This window comes from Candidatus Amarolinea aalborgensis (assembly GCF_900491745.1).
In the GTDB taxonomy this organism is placed as follows: Bacteria; Chloroflexota; Anaerolineae; order SSC4; family Amarolineaceae; genus Amarolinea; species Amarolinea aalborgensis.
Genome location: NZ_UETR01000005.1, coordinates 74,529 through 94,338, shown reverse-complemented (window position 1 = coordinate 94,338; position 19,810 = coordinate 74,529). Strand labels below are relative to the sequence as shown.

Below are 19,810 nucleotides of genomic sequence, written 5' to 3'. Positions count from 1 at the left end.
AACTTGTTCGGCGCTTTCGTGCCGACGGCGATGAGCATAGCTTTGCGTCTTTGCACCTTCGCGCCCTTGCGTTTAAGCCGTGTTCACATTAAGGCTTGCAGCGCCTTTTCCACGCTATCGGTGGGGCTCACCTTGATCTGAATATCGGCCAGGTTGCCGTTCTCATCAATCACGACGTGACTGCGCACGACTCCCATATACTTCTTGCCGTACATGGATTTTTCGCCCCAGGCGCCATAGGCCTCCGTGACCGCGTGATCTTCATCGGCCAGCAGGCGGAAGGGGAGATTGAACTTGGTTTTGAACTTGGTGTGCGACTTGACGCCGTCCGGGCTGATGCCCAACACGACGGCGTTTTTTTCTTCGATCTGCACGTACGCGTCGCGGAAACCGCATGCCTGCGCCGTACAGCCAGGCGTGTCATCTTTCGGATAAAAGTAGAGTACGACGCGCTTGCCGCGATAGTCAGCCAGGCGCACCGTGTCGCCGCTGTCGCTGGGCAAGGCAAAATCAGGGGCCGGATCGCCAATCTTCAGGGTGGTCATCGGTATTTTTAACCTTTCTGGGTAAATGTAGACGGGGAGGCAGCCATCGCAAACAAAACGGCTTGCGACGCGTACTGATTGTACCCCAGGCAGCGAGTGAGGGCAAGTGCGAACGGGCGCTAGGGTATTTCATTTCACATTGGGGGTAGGTCTCCAAAAGCCGATCGCTGCGACTTCGGCGTGAGTTCAGTCGAACGCTTGTTGAAACGACGCGGCGGGCGCCCTTCGACAAGCTGAGGGCGCGTCGCTCCCCAAAACTGAAATGCACGCCAGGTGTAGATTAGTAGTAAATACACGTCTCGTCGCACAATTCTCTTCCCGAGAAAAGCTAAGGTATACCTACACTTTTCATCTGATAAAAACGTAAGTTGAGTTGAAGAATTCTTGATACTCGATTCATCATTGACGTTTGCCCCTACTTGGCGTGAGATCAAGGATGGTCCGTTTCCAGTCGTGTGTTTTTACGAGTTGACGGTTCGCGCATGCTAACGTATACTCTGGGCAGGCACCCCGAGACCAAATCAGTTACATCACGCATATTGCCAGCACAAATGTATCTGACAGATTCGATTTAGCCATCTCAGACAGATAGCCTGCTTCGCGGCGTTATGCGCCGCCCCGGCTGTTTTATGTATTCCAGATCGATTAAGTAGAAAAACACGTCCCTATCGGTCAACCGGAATTTTGAGGAGGTCATCATGACGCCCAAGGCCTATGCTGATTTCGACCTGCTCATTGAGGAGGGAAATGAGAGCACGTATCGAGCCCGTGTGATCAATTCACCGACCGGTCAGGCTATGACTGACTTTACCCTGCCGTTTGCGCCGTTGGAACTGGACAATTTCGTTCTCCGCCTCGGACAGGCACGTCGGCGCACGCGCCACGTGCAATCGCCTGACATGGCTCTTATCGAGAGTTTTGGCAACCGGCTCTTCCGAGCGGTTTTCGCCGGAGATGTTGGAACCTGCCTCCGCAGCAGTCTCGCTACTGTACAGCGCCAGGAACAGGGTTTGCGTGTCCGTCTGCGTCTCTCGGAATCACCATCTCTCATTGATATCCCCTGGGAGTATCTATTCGACAACCTGACGAACCGCTTCCTTGCACTTTCGGTTGATACGCCCATCGTGCGCTACCTCGATCTGCCAGGTGCAATCACGCCCCTCATGGTGCGTCCACCACTCTCTGCGTTGGTCATGATTGCCAGCCCTTCCGATCTCAGTCCACTCGACGCGGAACAGGAATGGGCAAAACTCAAAGAAGCTGTCTCTGACTTGGAACAACGGGGCTTGATGAAGATGGATCGCCTCGAAACCTGTACGCTTCCCACCATGCAGCAGCGCCTGCGCCAGCGTACCTATCATATCTTTCATTTCATTGGCCATGGCGGTTTTGATCCAGCTACCGGCGGCGGCGTCCTTCTAATGAACGATGAAACGGGACATAGCCAGGCCGTTGATGCCTTTCGCCTCGGCACTCTCTTACATGATCACAAATCCCTGCGCCTTGCGGTGTTGAATGCCTGTGAAGGGGGACGAGCCTCTCGCAGCGATCCGTTTGGCGGTGTTGGTCAAAGTCTCCTGCAACAAGGCATTCCCGCTGTCATTGCTATGCAGTTCGAAGTAACAGACAAGACCGCCATCGTTCTGACGCATTCGTTCTATCAGGCCCTGGCAGACGGCTACCCGGTTGACGCTGCGCTCGGGGAGGCCCGCAAGTCAATCTTCATCAGCAACGATCTGGAATGGGGAACTCCAGTGCTGTACTTGCGCGCACCGGATGGACGCATTTTCGACGTGGTGAGCGCTGCGGCGCCTGATCCATTATCACCTCGGATCGCCAACCTAATGCATCTGGCGGAAGCGGCGTTTGCTGCGCACGATTGGAACGCCACACTTTCCCATCTACAGCAACTCCTGGCGCTCGATCCTACGCACGCTGGCGCCCAGGCATTGACCCAGCGCGTTCAGCAAGCCCAGGCAGTGGTCGCACCCCTAGCAGTTCCGAATACCCAACTTGGAACTGCACAAATGCCGCCGGTACAATCCGCGGCTCAGGTCCGGCAGCCGGCGCGCAGCCGCCCATGGGCCCGGCTTGGGCTGGCGTTGGCCCTGGTTGCTCTCATAGGTGGCATAGGTTGGCGATTCCTGCCATGGGGTGGAATTGGCCGCGCTTCGATCTCCACGGCCAGCAATATCACCGCAACCAGTGCCGTGGCAACCCTAACTGCCCCTACGCCGACCACTGCTTTAGCTATGCCGACGGCCAATACAGTAGTTCCAGTAACGGGGGTAGAATCGACGCCAACTCAGCCAACCGGTCCGAATCCAACAGCAACCGCAGTTACTACCTTGGAGTCGCCATCAACTGCAACTGCCACGAGACTCCCGCCGCCAAGCGCTACTGCGTCTTCACCGCCAACCGCAACCGACATCGTGATACCGATTGCGGAGCCAACAGCACGCGTTGATCGCACATGCCCGAATGCACCACCACCTCACGTGCAAGTGGGTGATACCGCTCTGGTCAGTACCGCGCGAGATCCGCTTTCACTGCGCACTCAACCTGGCATCAGGAGTTCAAAGATCACAAGTCTGTCCCCAAACACACGTTTGCGTGTCATTGGGGGGCCTGCGTGCGAAGATCGAACATGGTGGTGGCAGGTTCGTTGGGAAGATGGGAAGACCGTCGGTTGGGTACAGGATGGACGTGACGAAAAGGACCCAAACTATCTCTGTCGCGTCGATTCTCCGTCCTCGTCACAACCTGCATTTGGAGTGGTCTCTTTTTGTGACGCGGCACATTTCGATACTCAACTGCAACTGTGTATGACTTCTTCCGCTGCGTTGCCGAGCGGCATAACCAGGTTCTACATCACGATTCCATTTCGTGGATTACCAAAAGACTCGCGTCTTGATCGTATCTGGTACGTCAATGGCCAACTCCAGACTGAGCTCGAGCGTAAAAATCAGACCTGGAACGCCAATCAGACCTGCGACGAAGGTGTGGAATACACCTGGATCGAGCGTACGTTTCGCGCTGGTGACGAGTATCGGCTGGACATCTATCGTTCCGGCGAGTCGCAGCCCCGTTATTCAGCTTCTGTTCGGATTAGTGCGTCTCGCTGAATCGGGTTCAATGGTCAATCTGCCAAAACCCCATCTACCTGACCACCACCGCGCACGGTACGAAGAAGCTGTCATAGCCTGCGGCCTGGTCATTGAGCGTGGCCCGGTAGCGCAGGCCAGTGGAGGAGCCGCCGTCCAGGTTGACGGCCTGCGCGATCTGCAAGTCGGACGCGGCCAGGAAGCGCGCAAACTCGGCCAGGGTCGTGGAAGTGACATCGGCAATGAAGAGGATGCGCCCCTGGCTGTCCACGGCGGCCGCGGTGCGGGCCGCAGCGTCGCTGTCATCCAAGCCCACCGCCAGCTTGCCGCTGCGCACTAACATGGGCCAACCCTGTAAGCCCAAGCGCAGGTCGCGGCTGACGCTGGCGGGCGCGATGACCAGGCTGGCCTGGCTGCCGCGCACCAACAGCACACCGCCCCACCCACTGCGCAGCGGCGACAGCACTCCGTCCGGCCCGGCCAACAGACCAATGTGGCGGTTTTCGCCCTGGTCGGTTGTCAGGTAGAAGCCGCAGTTGACGGCCGCGAGGGCTGCCTGCGCGCTCAGCCAGGCCCCCACCGTCTGCATCTGGTTGGGATTGGCGTTGAACGCCACGGCAAAGGTCACGGCCGCCGGATCAAGGCGCAAGGCCAGACGCGCTGCATTGCCCAGATTCCGGCGCACTTCTGCACCCGCGAAGAGGGGCTGCCAGCCGCTGTCTGCGCTTGCGTTGTCTGGCGTGGGCGCAGCCGTGCTGGGATTGGGGAGCGTGGGCGTAGGGTCTCGGAGTTGGGGTGTGGGAATTTCACACGCAGTCAGCAGGATGCACAGGATGCACAGCATGAGCCTGGGCGCCGCGGCCTTCATCGTACACGCGCGACGGACACAGCGCAGGCGCATGGGGTGGCTGACCGACGGGTATGACATGCGCTTTCTTTACGCCTCTCGCAGAATCCGCGCAAACAGCTCTTCATAGCGATCGGTAATCTGTTCCCAGCGGTAGTGGGCGTCGGCGTGCGCCAGGGCGCGGGCGCGGTAGGCGTCCACGGTATGCGGCGAAGCCAGCAGATGATCGAGCACCGGCTTCAAGCCCGCACTGCCCAGCCGCCCATCGTAGACCAGCCCGGCGTCGCCCAACGCCTCTCGATTTTCCGGGATGCCGTTGGCCACGACGCAGTTGCCCAGCGCCATCGCTTCCAGCAGCGCAGGATGCGTGCCGCCGACTTCGGATGGCTCGACGAACAGATAGGCGTTGCTGCACAGCTCGCGGTAGCCCTGGCCGAAAACATAACCGGTGAACAATGTGCCCGGCCCGGCCAGGCGGCGTAGATGCGCAATGTAGTCGGCCTGGTACGGCGCGTCGCCCACGACGACGCAGCGATAGCCGCTGTCCAGGCCCTGGCAGGCCTCCACCAGGTGATGGACGCAGTTTTCTGGCACCAGCCGTCCGACAAAGAGCACATACCGTCGCGGCTCCAGCCCAAAGCGGCTGAGGGTTTCGCCGGGCGGGAGGCGGCCGATGTCCGCGCCATAAGCAATGACCGCGGCCGGGGCGCGCTGAAAGCGGTTTTGGTAATAGGCTGAAACCACCTGCGAATCGGTGATGAACGCATTGGGCAGGCGCAGCGCCAGGTGTTCGGCCGCCTGGATGTAGCGCGCCGCCCATGCGCCCCACTTGGCGCGCCGCCAATCCAGGCCATCTACGTGCAGGATGACTTTCTGCCCGGCCAGGCGCGGAATCCAGCTCACGATGCTGTTGCCCGCGATGACCATCAGCACCAGGTCATAACCCTGACCCAGCGCATGCAGCGCGCTCAGCGTGGTGTGGACGATGGTGTCCAGGTGCTTGTGGCGCACGGTCGGCAGTTTGACCAGGCGCACGCCGCGGTAGCGGTTGCCGGCGATCTGGATATGCGGCACGCGGCAGTAGACCGTCACATCATGGCCGCGCGCGGCCAGGTGCGCGCTCAGTTCTTCCATCATCGTCTCGAAGCCGCCGTAGTTCGCGGGGATGCCTCGGCCGCCCATCAGTGCAATTCTCATGCGTTTTTCCCAACTATTACGAAGTTATTCGAGTCACCGCGGTGTAGATCGCTGCTATCCGCTGCACGTGCTGCGCCAGTGTGAACTCGCTGGCCGCGCGCGCCTGGCCAGCCTTCCCCAAGCGCCGGGCGTGCGCCGGATCGCGCAACAGGCGCGCCAGCGCGTTTGCCAACGCCGCAGCGTCGCCGGCTGGAACCAGGCAGCCGGTTTCACCTTCTACGATCAAGTCCTCAGGCCCGCCCAACGTCGCCACTACCGGCAGCCCCAGCGCCATGCCTTCCAGGACGACCAGACCAAAGCCTTCCATGGTGGTGGTCGGCGCTGCCAGCACATCGAAGATCTGCATGATCTCCGGCGCTTGCGCCCGCGGCACTTCACCGGTAAAGATCACACGGCCAGCCAATGGCCCGGCGTTGGCCTGTGCGAACAGGGCCTGGCGCAGCGGTTCATAGGCCGGCAGTGCGCCGCCCACGAGCACAAAGCGGGCGGCGGGAAAATCGGCGCACAGACGCGCAGCCGCGTCCAGGAAAATCGCCTGCCCCTTGATCGGGGCGATGCGAGCCACCATGCCGACCACCGGCCCGTCGCCCAGCCCCAGCTCGGCGCGCACCTCGGCCGCCGCGCGTCGGGGCGTAAACGTTGACAGATCCAACCCATCGGGTACGACATGCAAGCGAAGGTCGGCGGCGCGGCTCCCCCACTGTGCACGCACAGCCCGGCTGTTGACCACCACGGCCGCGGACAGACCCAACATGGCCCGGCACCAGAGGCTGCGCAAGGGAGCGCCTAGCGGCAGGCGTTCGCGCACGTGCCACACGTGCGGCGCCCCAGCCAGCCGCGCCGCCAGCGCGCCATCTAGCGCAGCGCTGCTGTTGGTGTGGACCAGCGCCGTCTGTTCGCGCCGCAGCCACGCGGCCAGGCGCACAACCGATGGCGGCAGGCGTAGCCCCAGGCGCAGCAGCGCCCGGCCGGAGCGCAGGTCCTGACGGGTGCGCGGCGCGGCCAGCGGCCACACGCGCCACGCCACGCCCGCCTGCGTCAACGCGCTGCTGAACGGCCCCACAAAGGGCAGCAGCACCAACGGCCGCCACTGCGCCGGATCGAGGTGCGTCGCCAGGTCGAGGAGCATGGCTTCCGCGCCGGCCCAATAGCCCGTGGCGTTGATGAAAACGACGCGGCGACCGCGACTTAAGACATCCGAAGTCTTCAAGACCTCGGAAGTCTGGGGGACTTCGGAAGTCTCTTTCCCTAGGGGCATGGCGCACGCTGAAAGAGCGTCAGTTCGCTGCCCGGCCAGCGCCAGTTCGCAGCCGGCGCTGCGGTCACGGTGAGAGCGGCCGGCAACGCATCGTTTTGATCAACCAGCCAGGCACGCGCGGACCAAAGCCAAATGCGGCAGCGCCCGGCGGTCTGTTGAGCGATGAAGGCCACGGGCGTTTGGCTGGCCGCGGTGTCGCTATTGTACCACACGACGTCGGTTGGCGGCGCGCCGTAAAAGGCCAGCGGGGCCAGCAGGTAGACCTCTGGCGCGCGCAGGAGCAGAATGTCCGCGGGCTGCACCGTGACCTGCAGAAACTGCGCCGGCTGCTGAAGGTCCTCCTGCGCAAAGGCCGGATCGCTCACGCCGCGCAGCCAAAACAAGGCCGACAGGGCAATCGCCACGCCCACCCAACGCCGATCTTGCATCGTGATTCCCAAGAGCAGCGCTGGGAGGGCAAACAGAACATACCTGACATTGAAGTTCGTCTGCGCCCACCAGGTCAGCAGATTGGCGCCGAGCAGGGGGATGACCAGCCAGAGCAGAACCAATGCGGGGAAGGCGGGGGTCGGCATGTCGGGACGAGACCGGAGACCGGAGACCGGAGATGGGAGACCGGAGATGGGAGACCGGAGACCGGAGATTGGAGATTGGAGATTGGATTGTGTCGGGAGGCGAGAGCGAGGGAAAAGCCGGGCGCGGAACGCGACGAGGGGAAGGATGATCCACGGAGCCGCGGCCAGCAGCAGCCAGCGCAGATGTTGGATTACCAGCGTGCGTAAGCCCGTTCCGCCTGCCAGCGCCTGGCGCAGCGCTTCTGGCGGCGGGCCGGCCGCAAAGCCCCAACTGAGGGTGAGCAGCGAGTAGGCCATTTGCGCCAGCGGCAGCCCCGGCCGGGTGGTCGGCGTTGACCAGCCAGCGACCACGCCTTGCAGGTAGACGGCCAGCGCGGGCGCGCTCAACAGCAGAGCGAGAACCAGCGCGGTCACGAAGGAGTGGCTCTGACCGCGCCGCCAGATCAGCACCCACAGGCCCAGCGCCGCGATGAGAAAGATCGTCCACAGCGACGCGGCCAGGAGCAGCGCTAAACTGAGCGCCAGAATCAGCAGGCGACGCGGGGACATGCCATTTGTCGGAGATGTGGCCTGCCAAACCGCCAGCAACGCCAGCGCGCTGACCAGCGTGTAGAACGATGCTTCCTGACTGTACCAGATGTGCAGCGGGTTCAAGGCCAGCAGCAACGCCGCGGCGAGGCCCGCACGCGGCCCGGCCCAGGCCCGGCCCAGGCGTCCAATCAAGGCCACGCTCAGCACCCCGCACAGCAGCGCCGGCCAGCGCGCGGCCACGGCGCTGTCGCCTGCCGCGGCCAGCCAGGGCCGATACAGCGCAAAGAAGAGCGGCGACCGCGCCGTGGTGATCTCGACATTGAAAAGGGCCATGACGGCCGGACGGGTCAACACGCCCACGTTGGCGATTTCGTCCAGCCACAGACCCCGATTCAACCCAATGCTGCGCATGAATGCAGCCAGGAGGAGGATGAAGGGCAACACCGCGTCGCACCGCGTCCACGCAGGTGGACGCCCGGCGGAACGCCCTTGAGGCGCGATTTCAATCGCCGCCGTGTGGGCGATCGCTGCGCTGCGCTGCGTCCACGCCGGTGGACGCCCGGCGGAACGCCTCTCAGGCGCGATTTCAATCGCCGGTGGTTTCACGTAGCCTTCTCCAGGATAGGAGACGCGGCCGCTTCCAAGAGCCCGAGGTAGATCCAGAAGTAGGCCAGCCAACTAGCCTCCGTAGCCTGAAAAGCGACGAATAGACCCACCAACGCCAGCAGCAAACCGCCGAGCATGGCGCGGGCGCGGCCGTGCGCCTGACGCCAGGCCTGGAAGCCTCGCCAGCCCGCCAGCGCCAGCGCCAGCAGAAAGGAGCCGAGGCCGAGGATGCCGGTGTTGTACAGTTGGTGGACGATCAGGTTGGGAATCCAGGACGTGGCGTTGGCGTTTGGATAGTAGTAGACCTGGCTGTAGGCGCCAATGCCCCAGCCGATCCAGGGGTGCTCCTGCCATACGCTCAGCGCGTGGCGCAGAATCTGCTGCCGCACCCACACATTGCCATCGGTCGAGAGGTTAGCAAAGGTCGCCAGGCGCTGAGCCAACGCGCCGCTGCTGCTCAAGTCCACCTGGGGCAGAAGAAAACGCAGGTCTGACCAGCCGAGGATCGAAACCAGGCAGATGCCGGCAAGACCCAGGCCTGCACCTGCGGCCAGGGCCACCCAGGGACGACGCCAGGCCCATGCGGCCAGCCCCAACGCGCCAGCCACGGCAAATCCTATCCACGCTGTGCGCGTCAGGCTGGCGATCAGGCCGCCCAGGCCCAAGATCAGGGCGAGCCAGGATACGAGGGCCGACCGCCGCGGCCGGGTCGCCAGGCTGAGCGGCAAGGCCAATAGGGCCACGGCCAGGCAGTAAGAGCCAAAAATGTTGGGTTCCCACTGGCTGCCAGTGGGAACGATGCCGCCATCGGTCTTGAAAACGACGCCCAGGTCGAGGTGGAAGCGCTGCCAGGCAACGACCGTCAGCAGGCCAAATGCGGCCACCCCTGCGCCGACCAGCATCTGCACCCACACCGCTTGCGCGACGCGGGTCTGCGCCAGGTTGACGGTGACAAGGTAGATACTGACGACGATAATCAGTTTGGTCCACAGTGCGAGGCTGTTCAGGGTGTCGGGCGCGTGCATCAGCGAGGCGACCAGGCCGCAGACCAGCCAGGCGAGCAGCGGCCACAGGGTTGGCGGCCAGCGCCAGCGCCGGCGCCCGGTCAGAACATCAAAAGCCAGCAGTGCGCTAACCACAACGAGGGCCAGGTATTCAGCGTAGACGCTGAGGCCGCCGATGGCCAGTTCATAGCGGTTGGCGCCCGCGGCCAGGATGAGCACCCACAAGCCAGACGCCGGCCAGGTCAACACCACAATCGTCAGCCCCAGGGCTGCGGCCGCACCCGCCAATACCCATCGCGGGCCAAGCCAGGCCAGCAGTCCCGCAGCCGGCAGGCTTGCCAGCGCCAGCAGCGCATAGACGAGCGCGTTAGCCAGGGCCGGTGATAGCCAGGGCATACGCCGAAGGCCAGACTGTCGCCGCGGGGAGTCTTGGATTGGGCGTTTGATAAACTGCACAGTCACCTTTTCGCGTGAGGGTCAGGAGGGGGTTGGGCCGTAATACTGTCCGTAGGTCCCGGTGGGCAGCGGCAGCCGATTGAGCACGGCGCCCACGACATGGGCGCCGGCTGCGGTCAGCAGGGCGACGGCGCGCTGCGCGGATCGGCGCCGCGTGCTTTGCGCATCCACCACCAGCAGAGTCGCATCACTGGCGTGCGCCAGCAGCGCGGCATCCGCCACCGCCAGCACCGGCGGGGTGTCCAGCACAACCCAATCGGCCAGCGTGTTCATTTCCGCCAGGAGAGCAGTCATACGCTCGGAGCCAACCAACTCGGCTGGATTGGGCGGCTGCGGCCCGCTGGTCAGCAGCCGCAGGCCAGGCACGGTCGTGGTCTGCAAATGCGTCGCCAACGGGTCGCCATCGGGCAGCAGCGCCGTGGTCAGGCCGAGGTTGTTGCTGACGCCAAAGAGAGTGTGCAGCCGCGGGCGGCGCAGATCAGCATCTACCAGGATGACGCGATGGCCCGCCTGCGCCAGGGCTGCGGCCAGGTTGGCGGCCGTGGTGGTCTTGCCCTCGCCTGGCTCTGCGCTGACCACACTGAACGTATGCAGCGGCCGATCGAGGCTGGCAAAGCGCAGGTTGGCGCGCAACATGCGGTAGGCTTCGGCCGCGGCCGTGTGCGGCGCCTGGGTGATCACGAGGCTGCCAGGGTTCAGGCTCTGGCTGCGCCCCACGCTGGCCAGGACCGGCAGCGCCGTGGCGGCGCTGACGCGCTCCGTGGTGTTGAGCCGGTCATCCAACGCTTCGAGCAGCAGGGCCGCGGCCAGCGCCATCGCCAGGCCCATCACGGCGGCGGCGAGCGCGTTGAACAGCGGGCGGGGGCGCAGCGCCTGTGCGGAGGCACGCGCCGGCTGGACAAGGGTCACGTTATCCGTGGCCTGCGCTTCAGCCAGGCGCACAGACTCGTAGGTGGCGGTCAGCGCGCTCAACGATTGGCGCAAACGCGACAACACATCGGCGTTGGCGCCGCTGGCTTCCTCCTGTTTGATCTGCGTCTCCAGCGCGGCCATCTGCTGCTCCAGGTTGGTCTTGGATGCGGAAAAACGCGCAACCTGGCGCGAACGGTTGGCCTCGATGAAGGTTTGCGCGACGGCATCGGCCACCTGCGTCGCCGCGGTTGGCGAAGGGCCTTCGACGCGCAGGCGAATCAACTGCGTCTCGCGGATGGGCTCGGCGGTGACTGTGAACGGCCATGCCCCCGCATCGGTCTGCAGACCGACGCGGGCGGCCGTGGCCTCCAAGGTCGCGGGCTGCACGATGATCTGCGCATAGGTCGCGGCCAGGCGCTCGCTGGCCGCAATGGCGCTGATGTCGGCGCTGTTGGGATTCGCCGGACTGACCTGGAGCATGGCCTGGGCCTGGTAGACAGGCGTCAGGCGCTGACTCAAGCCAAAGGCAACCAGGCCGTATAGCAACGGCATGACGACAAGCAGCCAGGCCCAGCGGCGCAGAAAATGGGCGTAAAAAATGAAATCAGGCACGGGACTCTTTCAATTGGTTTGGGATGCGAGATTCGGGCGCGTCAGTTGGTCAAGCAAGTCAAGCGCCAGGTCATCCACATTGTCCTGGCTGGGCAATGCGCCGATCAAGCCGTACATCGGCGCCGTGCGTCCCGGCAGACCGCTGCCTTGACCCAACGCGCGCGAGGCGGCGCTTGTCAGGCGCGTCACAACCCGCGGCGGCAGGGCATGAATAACCCTCTGCGCCATGCGCAGTCCGCCGGCGGCCAGGCGACGCCGGGCGTTCGGCCGGCTGACCCGCTGCACGGCCCGAGCCAGGTCGTGCAGGAACTGATCGGCCACGGCGACGTGCGCCATGTTGACGGTCATGTGCAGGCTGGGCGGCGACTGCTGGCGATCGAGGTGCCAGCCGGCCTGCGTCAGCTCATCGCCGATGGCGTAGATGTCAAGACGCTCGGAGCCGATCGCGAGGACGCTCATGTCTGGTCGGCCCAGCACATGCAGGCCGGGCATGGCGTCAATGGCTTTTTTCAGTTTATCGGCTGTCGCCAGCACCTGGGCTGCCAGGTTCATGTAGCCGGCTTCGCCCAGGTAGTTCATGACAGCCCACGCCGCGGCGATGGCGCCGCCGGGGCGCGTGCCGGTCATGGTGGGCGACGGGTAGATGCCGCCCGGCCAACTGGTTTGCACAAAGAACTGGCAGCGACGCAGGTCCGGGCCGCGGTAGAGGATCACCGAGGCTCCTTTGGCCGCGTAACCGTACTTGTGCAGGTCCACGGAAAGCGAGGTGACGCCAGGCACGCTGAAATCGAACGGCGGGATGGGATAGCCCAGCCGGCGGGCGAAGGGCAGCATCATGCCGCCCACGCACGCGTCCACGTGCAGCAGCACGCCGCGGGCTTGCGCAGCCTGCGCCAGCGCTGCGATGGGATCAACCACGCCTTGCGGATACGAGGGGGCCGAACCGACCAGGAGAATGGTGTTCGGGGTGATGGCCGCGGTCATGGCTGCCACGTCGGCGCGGAAGTCATCTGTCACCGGGACATGAATTGGCCGCACGCCGAAGTAATGGCCGGCTTTGTCCAGCGCGGGATGCGCGGTGACCGGCAGCACCATCTCCGGTGTGCGGATGGCTGGCCGTTGGATGCGCGCCCAGTCGCGTGCCGTCTTGACGGCTAACAGCAGGCTTTCCGTGCCGCCGGAGGTCATGTTGCCCACAATCTCCTCGGTCGCGGCCTGGCTGCCGAGCAGGCTGGCGGTCATCGCCACGACATCGGTTTCGAAGCGGCGCAGGCTGGGAAACGCGGTGGGGTTGAGACCATTCTCGGCGAAAAACATCGTGTACGCCGCCTGCAGCAGTTCGCTGACCTCATCGCCCGCGCTGAAGACGAGGCTCCAGGCCCGACCTGCGCGCCAGTTCACATCATGGTCGCGCAACGACGCCATGCGCGCCAGAATGGCCTCTTTTGTACTTCCGTGGGTGGGCAGGCGTGATGATTCGCTCATAGCGGCGAGATTATAACCGAGATGCGTAGGGCTGCCAAGTGAGGGGAGGAGTGAAGATGGAACGATGAATGATGAATGTGGAATGCTGAAGGATGAATGGGGAATGGGAGTGCAGAGCGTAGAGTACAAAGTGCAGAGTGCAGAGTGCAAAGGGATGCAGGTTGAAGGCTGAGGCGTTCGTAATTCAGAATTCGGAATCGCAATGCTATAATACACATCACGGAGCCACAAGACGGGGAGCGGGATCATGCGTTTTTTCAACACGGCGGGGCCAGTGCGGCGTGACCTACACTACTGTCTCCCGTCCCTAGAGCGGATCAATCTGGAAGACGTACTGATGCTGATTCAGCAGCAAAAGTATTTTGTCCTCCATGCCCCGCGCCAGGTGGGTAAGACGACACTCCTGCTGGCGTTACGGGATTATCTCAACCAGGGCGGTGCGTTTCACTGCGTCTATACGAATGTAGAGAATGCGCAGGCTGCGCGCGAAAACGTGGCCAAGGGCATGCAGGCCATTCTTTACGGACTTGGTTCCGCCGCACGCACGACGCTTGATGATGCTTTTCCGGCTGAGGCATGGCCTGAGATCATGGCCGAGAGCGGTGAGTTTGCCGCGCTAGAGGAGACCCTGACGCGATGGGCCGCACACGCTGCCAAGCCGCTCGTACTCCTGGTGGATGAAATAGATTCGCTGGTGGGCGATACCCTGATTTCGGTCTTGCGACAATTACGCGCTGGCTACTACAAGCGACCTGGCGGTTTTCCGCAGAGCGTTGTGTTGTGCGGCGTGCGGGATGTGCGGGACTATCGGATCCACAGCGAACAGAGTCAGACGATCATCACGGGCGGCAGTGCGTTCAATATCAAGGCGGAGTCGCTGCGGCTGGGCGATTTTACCGAGGCCGATGTAAAGACGCTCTTCGCACAGCATACGGAGGAAACTGGGCAGGCGTTCGAGCCGCAATCGCTGGCGCTGGTGTGGGAACTGACGCAAGGGCAGCCGTGGTTGGTCAATGCACTGGGCTATGAAGTTTGTTTCCGTATGCCGACCGGTCGTGACCGGGGGGTAACGATTCGCGCGGAAATGATGATGGAGGCAAAAGAAGCCCTGATCTTGCGTCGCGAAACACATCTCGATCAACTGGCGGACAAATTGCAGGAACAACGCGTGCAGCGCGTTCTGCTTCCCATGCTCTTGGGGAAGAACCTCGCACGGTCAGCGAAGGATGATGATATCCAGTACGTGCTTGATTTGGGACTGGTGCGACGGACGGCGCAGGGGCTACAGGTTGCCAATCCCATTTACCACGAGATCATCCCGCGCACGCTCAACCAGCTCGATCAGACCAACTTCGAGACGTTAGTGCAGCCGGCTTGGTATGTGGGCGATGATGGGCGTCTGGATGTGGAGAAGCTGCTGACGGCCTTTCAGCAGTTCTTTCGTGAGCACAGCGAGCACTGGGTGGAGCGTTTCAACTATCAAGAGGTCGGGCCGCAGCAGCTGCTGCAGGCATTTTTGCAGCGCATCATCAACGGCGGGGGGCGCATCGAGCGTGAGTACGGTCTCGGTCGGGGACGCACCGATTTATTGATTCTGTGGCCGTACGGCCAAGGAACGCCGCGATCGGTGCAGCGGGTGGTTATCGAGACGAAACTACGACGTAAGTCGCTGGAAAAAACCGTGGTTGACGGCTTGGCGCAGACATGGGCCTACATGGATCGCTGTGACGCGCAGGCGGGGCACCTGGTGATCTTTGATCATGTGCTGGCGTCGAATTGGGAGAAGCGCATCTTCCGCCGCGTGGAGTCCTGGCAAGGCCACGAGATTGTCGTCTGGGGGATGTGAGTGCGTTTACCTGGTGAGCCTGCCGTGATCGCTTCAGGAGTTCATAGATACGGTCGCGCGCTGGCGCTGGCGGTCAGCATCGCTGCGATGGTATCCGCGCTGTGGCTGCTGAGCCGGCCAGCCCCGCCGCCGCCGCCGCTGCCCTGGGCGCCTGAGCGGCTGCGCGTTGGCGTCAACGCAGATCTCACCAGTTACGATGAGGCGGCTCTCTCTGCTGCCCTCAGCCGCCTGGCGCAGCTTGGCCTGACCACCGTCCGTCAGCCCTTCGACTGGGGTCAGATCGAGCCGGCGGCCGGGCAGTTCACCTGGGATGCCTACGATCGCATTGTGGCCGCAGCCAATGCCAACGGTATTGAACTGCTGGCGGTGCTTGACGGCTCGCCGGCCTGGGCGCGGGCTGCGGTGGACCGCGCCAATCCCCTGGCGCCGCCGTTGGAACAGGCCGATTTTGGTCGCTTTGCGGCCCGCCTGGCTGCGCGCTACGCGGGCAAAATTCACCTCTACCAGGTGTGGGATGAGCCAAACATCGCGCCGCACTGGGGCGCGCGCTGGGTTGACCCCACGGCCTACGCGGGTCTGCTGCGTGAGGGCTATGCCCAGATCAAAGCTGCAGATCCGGACAGCGTCGTGTTGACGGCCAGTCTGGCGCCCACCCTGGAAACCGGCGGCGCCAACCTCAGCGACATCGCCTTTTTGGAGCAGCTGCTGGCGGCCGGGGCCAGCGGCTGGTTTGACGCGGTGGCTATCGCGCCCTACGGTTTCGACCAGGCGCCTGCGGACGCGCCAGCCCTGGCTCGGCTCAACTACCGCCGCGCCGAGCTGCTGCACAATGTTCTGCTGCGCCACGGCCTGCCCGACAGGCCCTTGTGGGCTGTGGCCTGCGGTTGGTATGCTCCGCCTGCTGGCGCGGCTGACACACCTGCGCCGTGGCCTGCGGTGACTGAGGATCAGCAGATCACGTATGCGGCGCAAGCGCTGGCCCTGGCGCAGCGCTGGCCCTGGCTGCATGGTTGGCTGTGGGCCGGCTATCAGCCGCAGCTCGCCGCCGATGCGCACTGGGGCTTTGCCCTGCGCCAGCCCGATGGCGTCGAACGCCCGCTGCTGGCAACCCTGGCGCAGACCGCGTCTGCTCCCAACGATGTGCTGCCGCCTGGCCGCCATCGGCCAACGGCGCCTGCGCTGCACTACACCGGCGGCTGGCGCGCCACGCCCCTGGCCGCGGATCCGTCCCGCTCCCCGGACGACGCGTTGACTTTCCGTTTCGCCGGCCGCCGCCTTGACCTGGAGGTGCAGCGCGGCAGCTACTGGGCCTACCTGGTCATCAGCGTAGACGGCCAACCGGCCAACGCCTTACCCCGTCAGGAGAACGGCGAGGCGATTCTGGTGCTGCATGATCCGTTCGCCGCACGCGCCACTGTTACCGTGGCCGATCATCTGGCGCCCGGTGAACACCAGGTGATCGTGCGCCCGGTGGGGGGCTGGGGGCAATGGCCGCTGCTGGCCTTGACGGTTACTGATGACCTTCCTGCGACCGGTCCCTGGCGTCTACTTGGCTGGCTCTTGCTGCTTGCTGGCCTGCTCGGGAGTCTCGCGGCGCGGTGGTGGCGCCGCTCGCACACCTTCACGGTGAACCCAATCGTGGCGGGCGGTTTGGCGATGACCGCCTCGATCCTCTTGGAATGGGCCGCGCAGCTTCTGTTGTTTCTGATCGCCTTCACGCTGCCCTTCTTCCAGCGCCCTGTCCGCCTGCTCGGTTTCGCCTTCGCGGCGCCCGAACTGCTCACCTGGCTGTGCCTTGTGCTTTACCTGGCCTCCTGCCTGCTGACTCACTTTTTCTCCGCAGCAGAGCTTTCACCCCAACCCGCTCCCCGGTCTCTAATCTCCAATCTCCGGGCTCCTCTCGATCTGCCGGTCGCGATCTTTCTGGCCGCGGCCCTTCTCAGCACCCTGGGCGCGGTGAACTTCGGCGTTGCCAGCCATGAGTTTCGCACCGTCTTCCTGGATGCGGCGATTTTCTACTTTCTGGTCAGCCGCCTCCTCACGATCGCGCACTCTGGACGGGCAGCGCTGTGGTATCTGCTCGATGGCCTGGCGTTGGGCGCGGCAGCGGTCGCGCTGGTTGGCCTGGGGCAGGCCATCCTGGGCGCGGACATCATCCAGGCGGAGGGCGTGGGGCGAGTGCGCGCCTTCTACGGCTCGCCCAATAACCTGGCTCTCTACCTGGAACGTGTGCTGCCCTTGCTGGTGACGGTGGCGGCCTTCGGCGCAGGTCGCCGACGCTGGCTCTACGGCGGCCTGGCTGCGCTCGTGCTGCCGTGCCTGATCTTGACGTTTTCGCGTGGCGCGCTTATCCTTGGCCTGCCGGCCGGGCTGCTCTTCATCGGTCTGCTGCGCCGCGGCAAGGCTTTGCGCCTGGCTTTGGGCGGGATTGGACTTGGCGCCCTGGGACTGATCGCTGTCCTGCAGACCGGCGCCGCGCGCTTTGCCGGCCTGCTCGATTTTCAAGCCGGCACCAGCTTCGTACGCCTGAAATTGTGGCGCGGCGCCTGGAACATGGCGCTCGATTTTCCCTGGTTGGGGGTCGGTCCGGACAATTTCCTGTACGCCTACCGCACACGCTATGTTCTGCCCAGCGCCTGGGAGGAACTTAACCTGAGCCACCCCCACAACATCTTGCTTGACTTCTGGACGCGCCTCGGTTTGGTTGGCGTCGCCGCCGGCGCCTGGCTGTTTTTTGGCGTCGCGCGGACGGGTTGGCGGGTCTACCAGTCCCTTGCAGAAGGTCATGAACGGGCGGCGATTCTGGGCCTCCTGGCCGGCCTTGCCGCCGGACTGGCCCACGGCCTGGTGGACAACTCGCTCTTCCTGGTGGATTTGTCCTACTTTTTCTTCTTGTGTGCAGGAGTTTTCGGCAGTCTGCCGCAGGCCACAGCGTCCCTGACGGCGCACGGGGCATCGGACCCCGACAATCCCTGATCTCCGATCTCTGGTCTCAAGATCCGAGCCAACGACACAGAAAGGAATCATGCATGCGAATTCTCGTCACCGGTGGGGCCGGGTTCATCGGCTCACATCTGTGCGATCGACTGTTGGCCGAAGGGCACAGCGTCATCGCCATGGACAATCTCATCACGGGCAATACCGACAACATCGCACACCTGAACGGACGCCCGGATTTTGAATTCATCAAACATGATGTGACGAAATACATCTACATCGCTGGGCCGCTGCACGCGGTGCTGCACCTGGCATCGCCGGCCAGCCCAGTGGATTTCCCTAAGATCCCCATTCCGATCATGAAGGTCAACTCCGTAGGCGCCTTGAATGCCCTCGGTTTGGCGCTGGCGAAGGGCGCGCGCTTCCTGATCGCATCCACATCGGAAGTGTACGGCGATCCCCTGGTGCATCCGCAGCCGGAGAGCTACTGGGGCAATGTCAATCCGATTGGCCCGCGTGGGGTCTACGATGAAGCCAAGCGCTTTGCGGAGGCGCTGACGATGGCCTACAACTTTCATCATGGTGTGGAGACGCGCATCGTGCGCATCTTCAATACCTACGGGCCGCGCATGCGCCTGGACGATGGCCGCGTGGTGCCCAATTACCTGACGCAGGCCTTGCGCGGCGAGCCGTTGACGGTCTACGGCGACGGCAGCCAGACCCGCTCCTTCTGCTTTGTCACGGATGAAGTGGACGGCATCTATCGTCTTCTCATGTCTGCCGAAGTGCAGCCGGTCAACATCGGCAACCCCAACGAGTTCACGATGCTTGAATTCGCCCACATCGTCAACGAACTGACCGGCAATCGGGCCGGAATTATCTACAAACCTCTGCCCGTGGACGACCCTAAGCAGCGCAAGCCGGACATTTCGAAGGCCCGGCGCGTGCTCGGATGGGAGCCGCGCATTGAGGTGCGCGAAGGCCTGGCGCGCACGATCGAAGATTTCAGGCAGCGCATGAAGATGCGCGGCCTTTTGGCGGGGTAACTCAGCCGCAAAGCTTAACGGGAAACGCTGAATGCTGCATGGGAAGTCCGCTTCCCATTCCTCATTCAGCGTTCAGCATTCCGCATTCGACATTTTGCACTTTGCACTTTGCACTCTGCACTTCGCGCTGATGGGGGTTTCGTGTATTCTCGGTGGCAACGGCTGTTGTTGACCCTCTATGCCCTGGTTTTGGGCTGGTGGTTTCGCGTCGGTAAGGTGCCGCTGTCGAAGCTGTCCAATCTGACGCGACCGGGGCTGCCGCCAACTCTGCACGGCGTTGGCGATCTGCATGAGTTTGCCCAGTGGTGGGAGCAGCACACCGAATGGAAAGCTGACCCGTTCAACGGCGCGTTCGATATCTTTCCCAACCTGGCAAACGCTGAGTGGCAATGGGCGCATGGGGACGCTTTTCGCGACGATTGCGATGGCCTGGCGTACCTGGCCGCCAACCAGGTCAAGCCGTTTGCCGACGCAGCGAATGAGGTCTTCGTTGTCACCATCATCACCGACCCCTTTTCTTGGGGGCGGCAAGGGCTGCTGATGGCGCCGCACGTGATTTGCCTCTTTCGCCGGGCCGGCCGCTGGCGCATGATCAGCAACAGCCTGGTTTTTGCCGACGCCTGGTTGGACTTCGAAGAGGCGCTGCAGGAGAACCCGTACGCTTTTGGGCATCCGCTGCTCTTTTACGAAGTGCGCGACAGCAGCCTGCGCTTCGTGCGCAGCAAGCGCTTCCCTGTCCCCACCGTCAAACCGGCTGTGCGCAACCTGCACCCGCCAGGCATGGGCGATTCGTGAAGGAGGGAGGGTGAATGCTGAACAGAGAAGTGCAGAGTGCATGGCACGAAGTAC

General features: G+C 63.4%; 13 protein-coding genes. 5 read left to right on the top strand and 8 right to left on the bottom strand.

The genetic code is table 11. The annotated features are described in order from the left end of the window. Positions 1-83: 83 nt before the first annotated feature. Entirely contained in the window at positions 84-545 is a 462-nt protein-coding gene (gene bcp / locus ACPQ6D_RS08545; protein WP_423223894.1) for a thioredoxin-dependent thiol peroxidase, read from the bottom strand. 698 nt (positions 546-1,243) lie between these two features. Here bcp and ACPQ6D_RS08540 point away from each other — a divergent pair. After that, on the top strand, positions 1,244-3,670 hold the full coding sequence (locus ACPQ6D_RS08540; protein ID WP_423223893.1) for a CHAT domain-containing protein: 2,427 nt from the start codon (positions 1,244-1,246) through the stop codon (positions 3,668-3,670). A 34-nt stretch (positions 3,671-3,704) separates the two neighbouring features. On the opposite strand, the gene ACPQ6D_RS08535 is transcribed toward ACPQ6D_RS08540, so the two are convergent. From ACPQ6D_RS08535 to ACPQ6D_RS08505, 7 genes are all read right to left on the bottom strand, one after another. Beyond that, complete coding sequence (locus ACPQ6D_RS08535) at positions 3,705-4,577, bottom strand: phosphodiester glycosidase family protein (protein WP_423223892.1); 873 nt, start codon at positions 4,575-4,577, stop codon at positions 3,705-3,707. Between the two features lie 9 nt (positions 4,578-4,586). Beyond that, a complete protein-coding gene (locus tag ACPQ6D_RS08530) occupies positions 4,587-5,693 on the bottom strand; it encodes a DUF1972 domain-containing protein (protein ID WP_423223891.1) in 1,107 nt (368 codons plus the stop codon). Between the two features lie 16 nt (positions 5,694-5,709). Further along, entirely contained in the window at positions 5,710-6,903 is a 1,194-nt protein-coding gene (locus ACPQ6D_RS08525) for a glycosyltransferase (RefSeq protein ID WP_423223890.1), read from the bottom strand. Between the two features lie 38 nt (positions 6,904-6,941). Continuing rightward, entirely contained in the window at positions 6,942-8,663 is a 1,722-nt protein-coding gene (locus ACPQ6D_RS08520) for a glycosyltransferase family 39 protein (RefSeq protein ID WP_423223889.1), read from the bottom strand. Continuing rightward, positions 8,660-10,063, bottom strand: a complete 1,404-nt coding sequence (locus ACPQ6D_RS08515; RefSeq protein WP_423223888.1) for an O-antigen ligase family protein — start codon at positions 10,061-10,063, stop codon at positions 8,660-8,662. Before ACPQ6D_RS08515 ends, ACPQ6D_RS08520 begins: the two co-directional genes overlap by 4 nt. Positions 10,064-10,144: 81 nt before the next feature. Next, on the bottom strand, positions 10,145-11,647 hold the full coding sequence (locus tag ACPQ6D_RS08510; RefSeq protein WP_423223887.1) for a tyrosine-protein kinase domain-containing protein: 1,503 nt from the start codon (positions 11,645-11,647) through the stop codon (positions 10,145-10,147). Positions 11,648-11,656: 9 nt separating this feature from the next. Beyond that, entirely contained in the window at positions 11,657-13,132 is a 1,476-nt protein-coding gene (locus ACPQ6D_RS08505) for a pyridoxal phosphate-dependent decarboxylase family protein (RefSeq protein ID WP_423223886.1), read from the bottom strand. A 247-nt stretch (positions 13,133-13,379) separates the two neighbouring features. Here ACPQ6D_RS08505 and ACPQ6D_RS08500 point away from each other — a divergent pair, with 247 nt between their 5' ends. The 4 genes from ACPQ6D_RS08500 (at position 13,380) to ACPQ6D_RS08485 (ending at position 19,756) form a co-directional block, all read left to right on the top strand. After that, on the top strand, positions 13,380-14,978 hold the full coding sequence (locus tag ACPQ6D_RS08500; RefSeq protein WP_423223885.1) for an ATP-binding protein: 1,599 nt from the start codon (positions 13,380-13,382) through the stop codon (positions 14,976-14,978). Positions 14,979-15,002: 24 nt separating this feature from the next. Then, complete coding sequence (locus ACPQ6D_RS08495; RefSeq protein ID WP_423223884.1) at positions 15,003-17,954, top strand: O-antigen ligase family protein; 2,952 nt, start codon at positions 15,003-15,005, stop codon at positions 17,952-17,954. Positions 17,955-18,007: 53 nt separating this feature from the next. Continuing rightward, positions 18,008-18,961, top strand: coding sequence for a UDP-glucuronic acid decarboxylase family protein (locus ACPQ6D_RS08490; protein ID WP_423223883.1), 954 nt, complete (start codon positions 18,008-18,010; stop codon positions 18,959-18,961). Between the two features lie 141 nt (positions 18,962-19,102). Then, positions 19,103-19,756, top strand: a complete 654-nt coding sequence (locus ACPQ6D_RS08485) for a hypothetical protein (protein ID WP_423223882.1) — start codon at positions 19,103-19,105, stop codon at positions 19,754-19,756. The last annotated feature ends 54 nt before the right edge of the window (positions 19,757-19,810 follow it).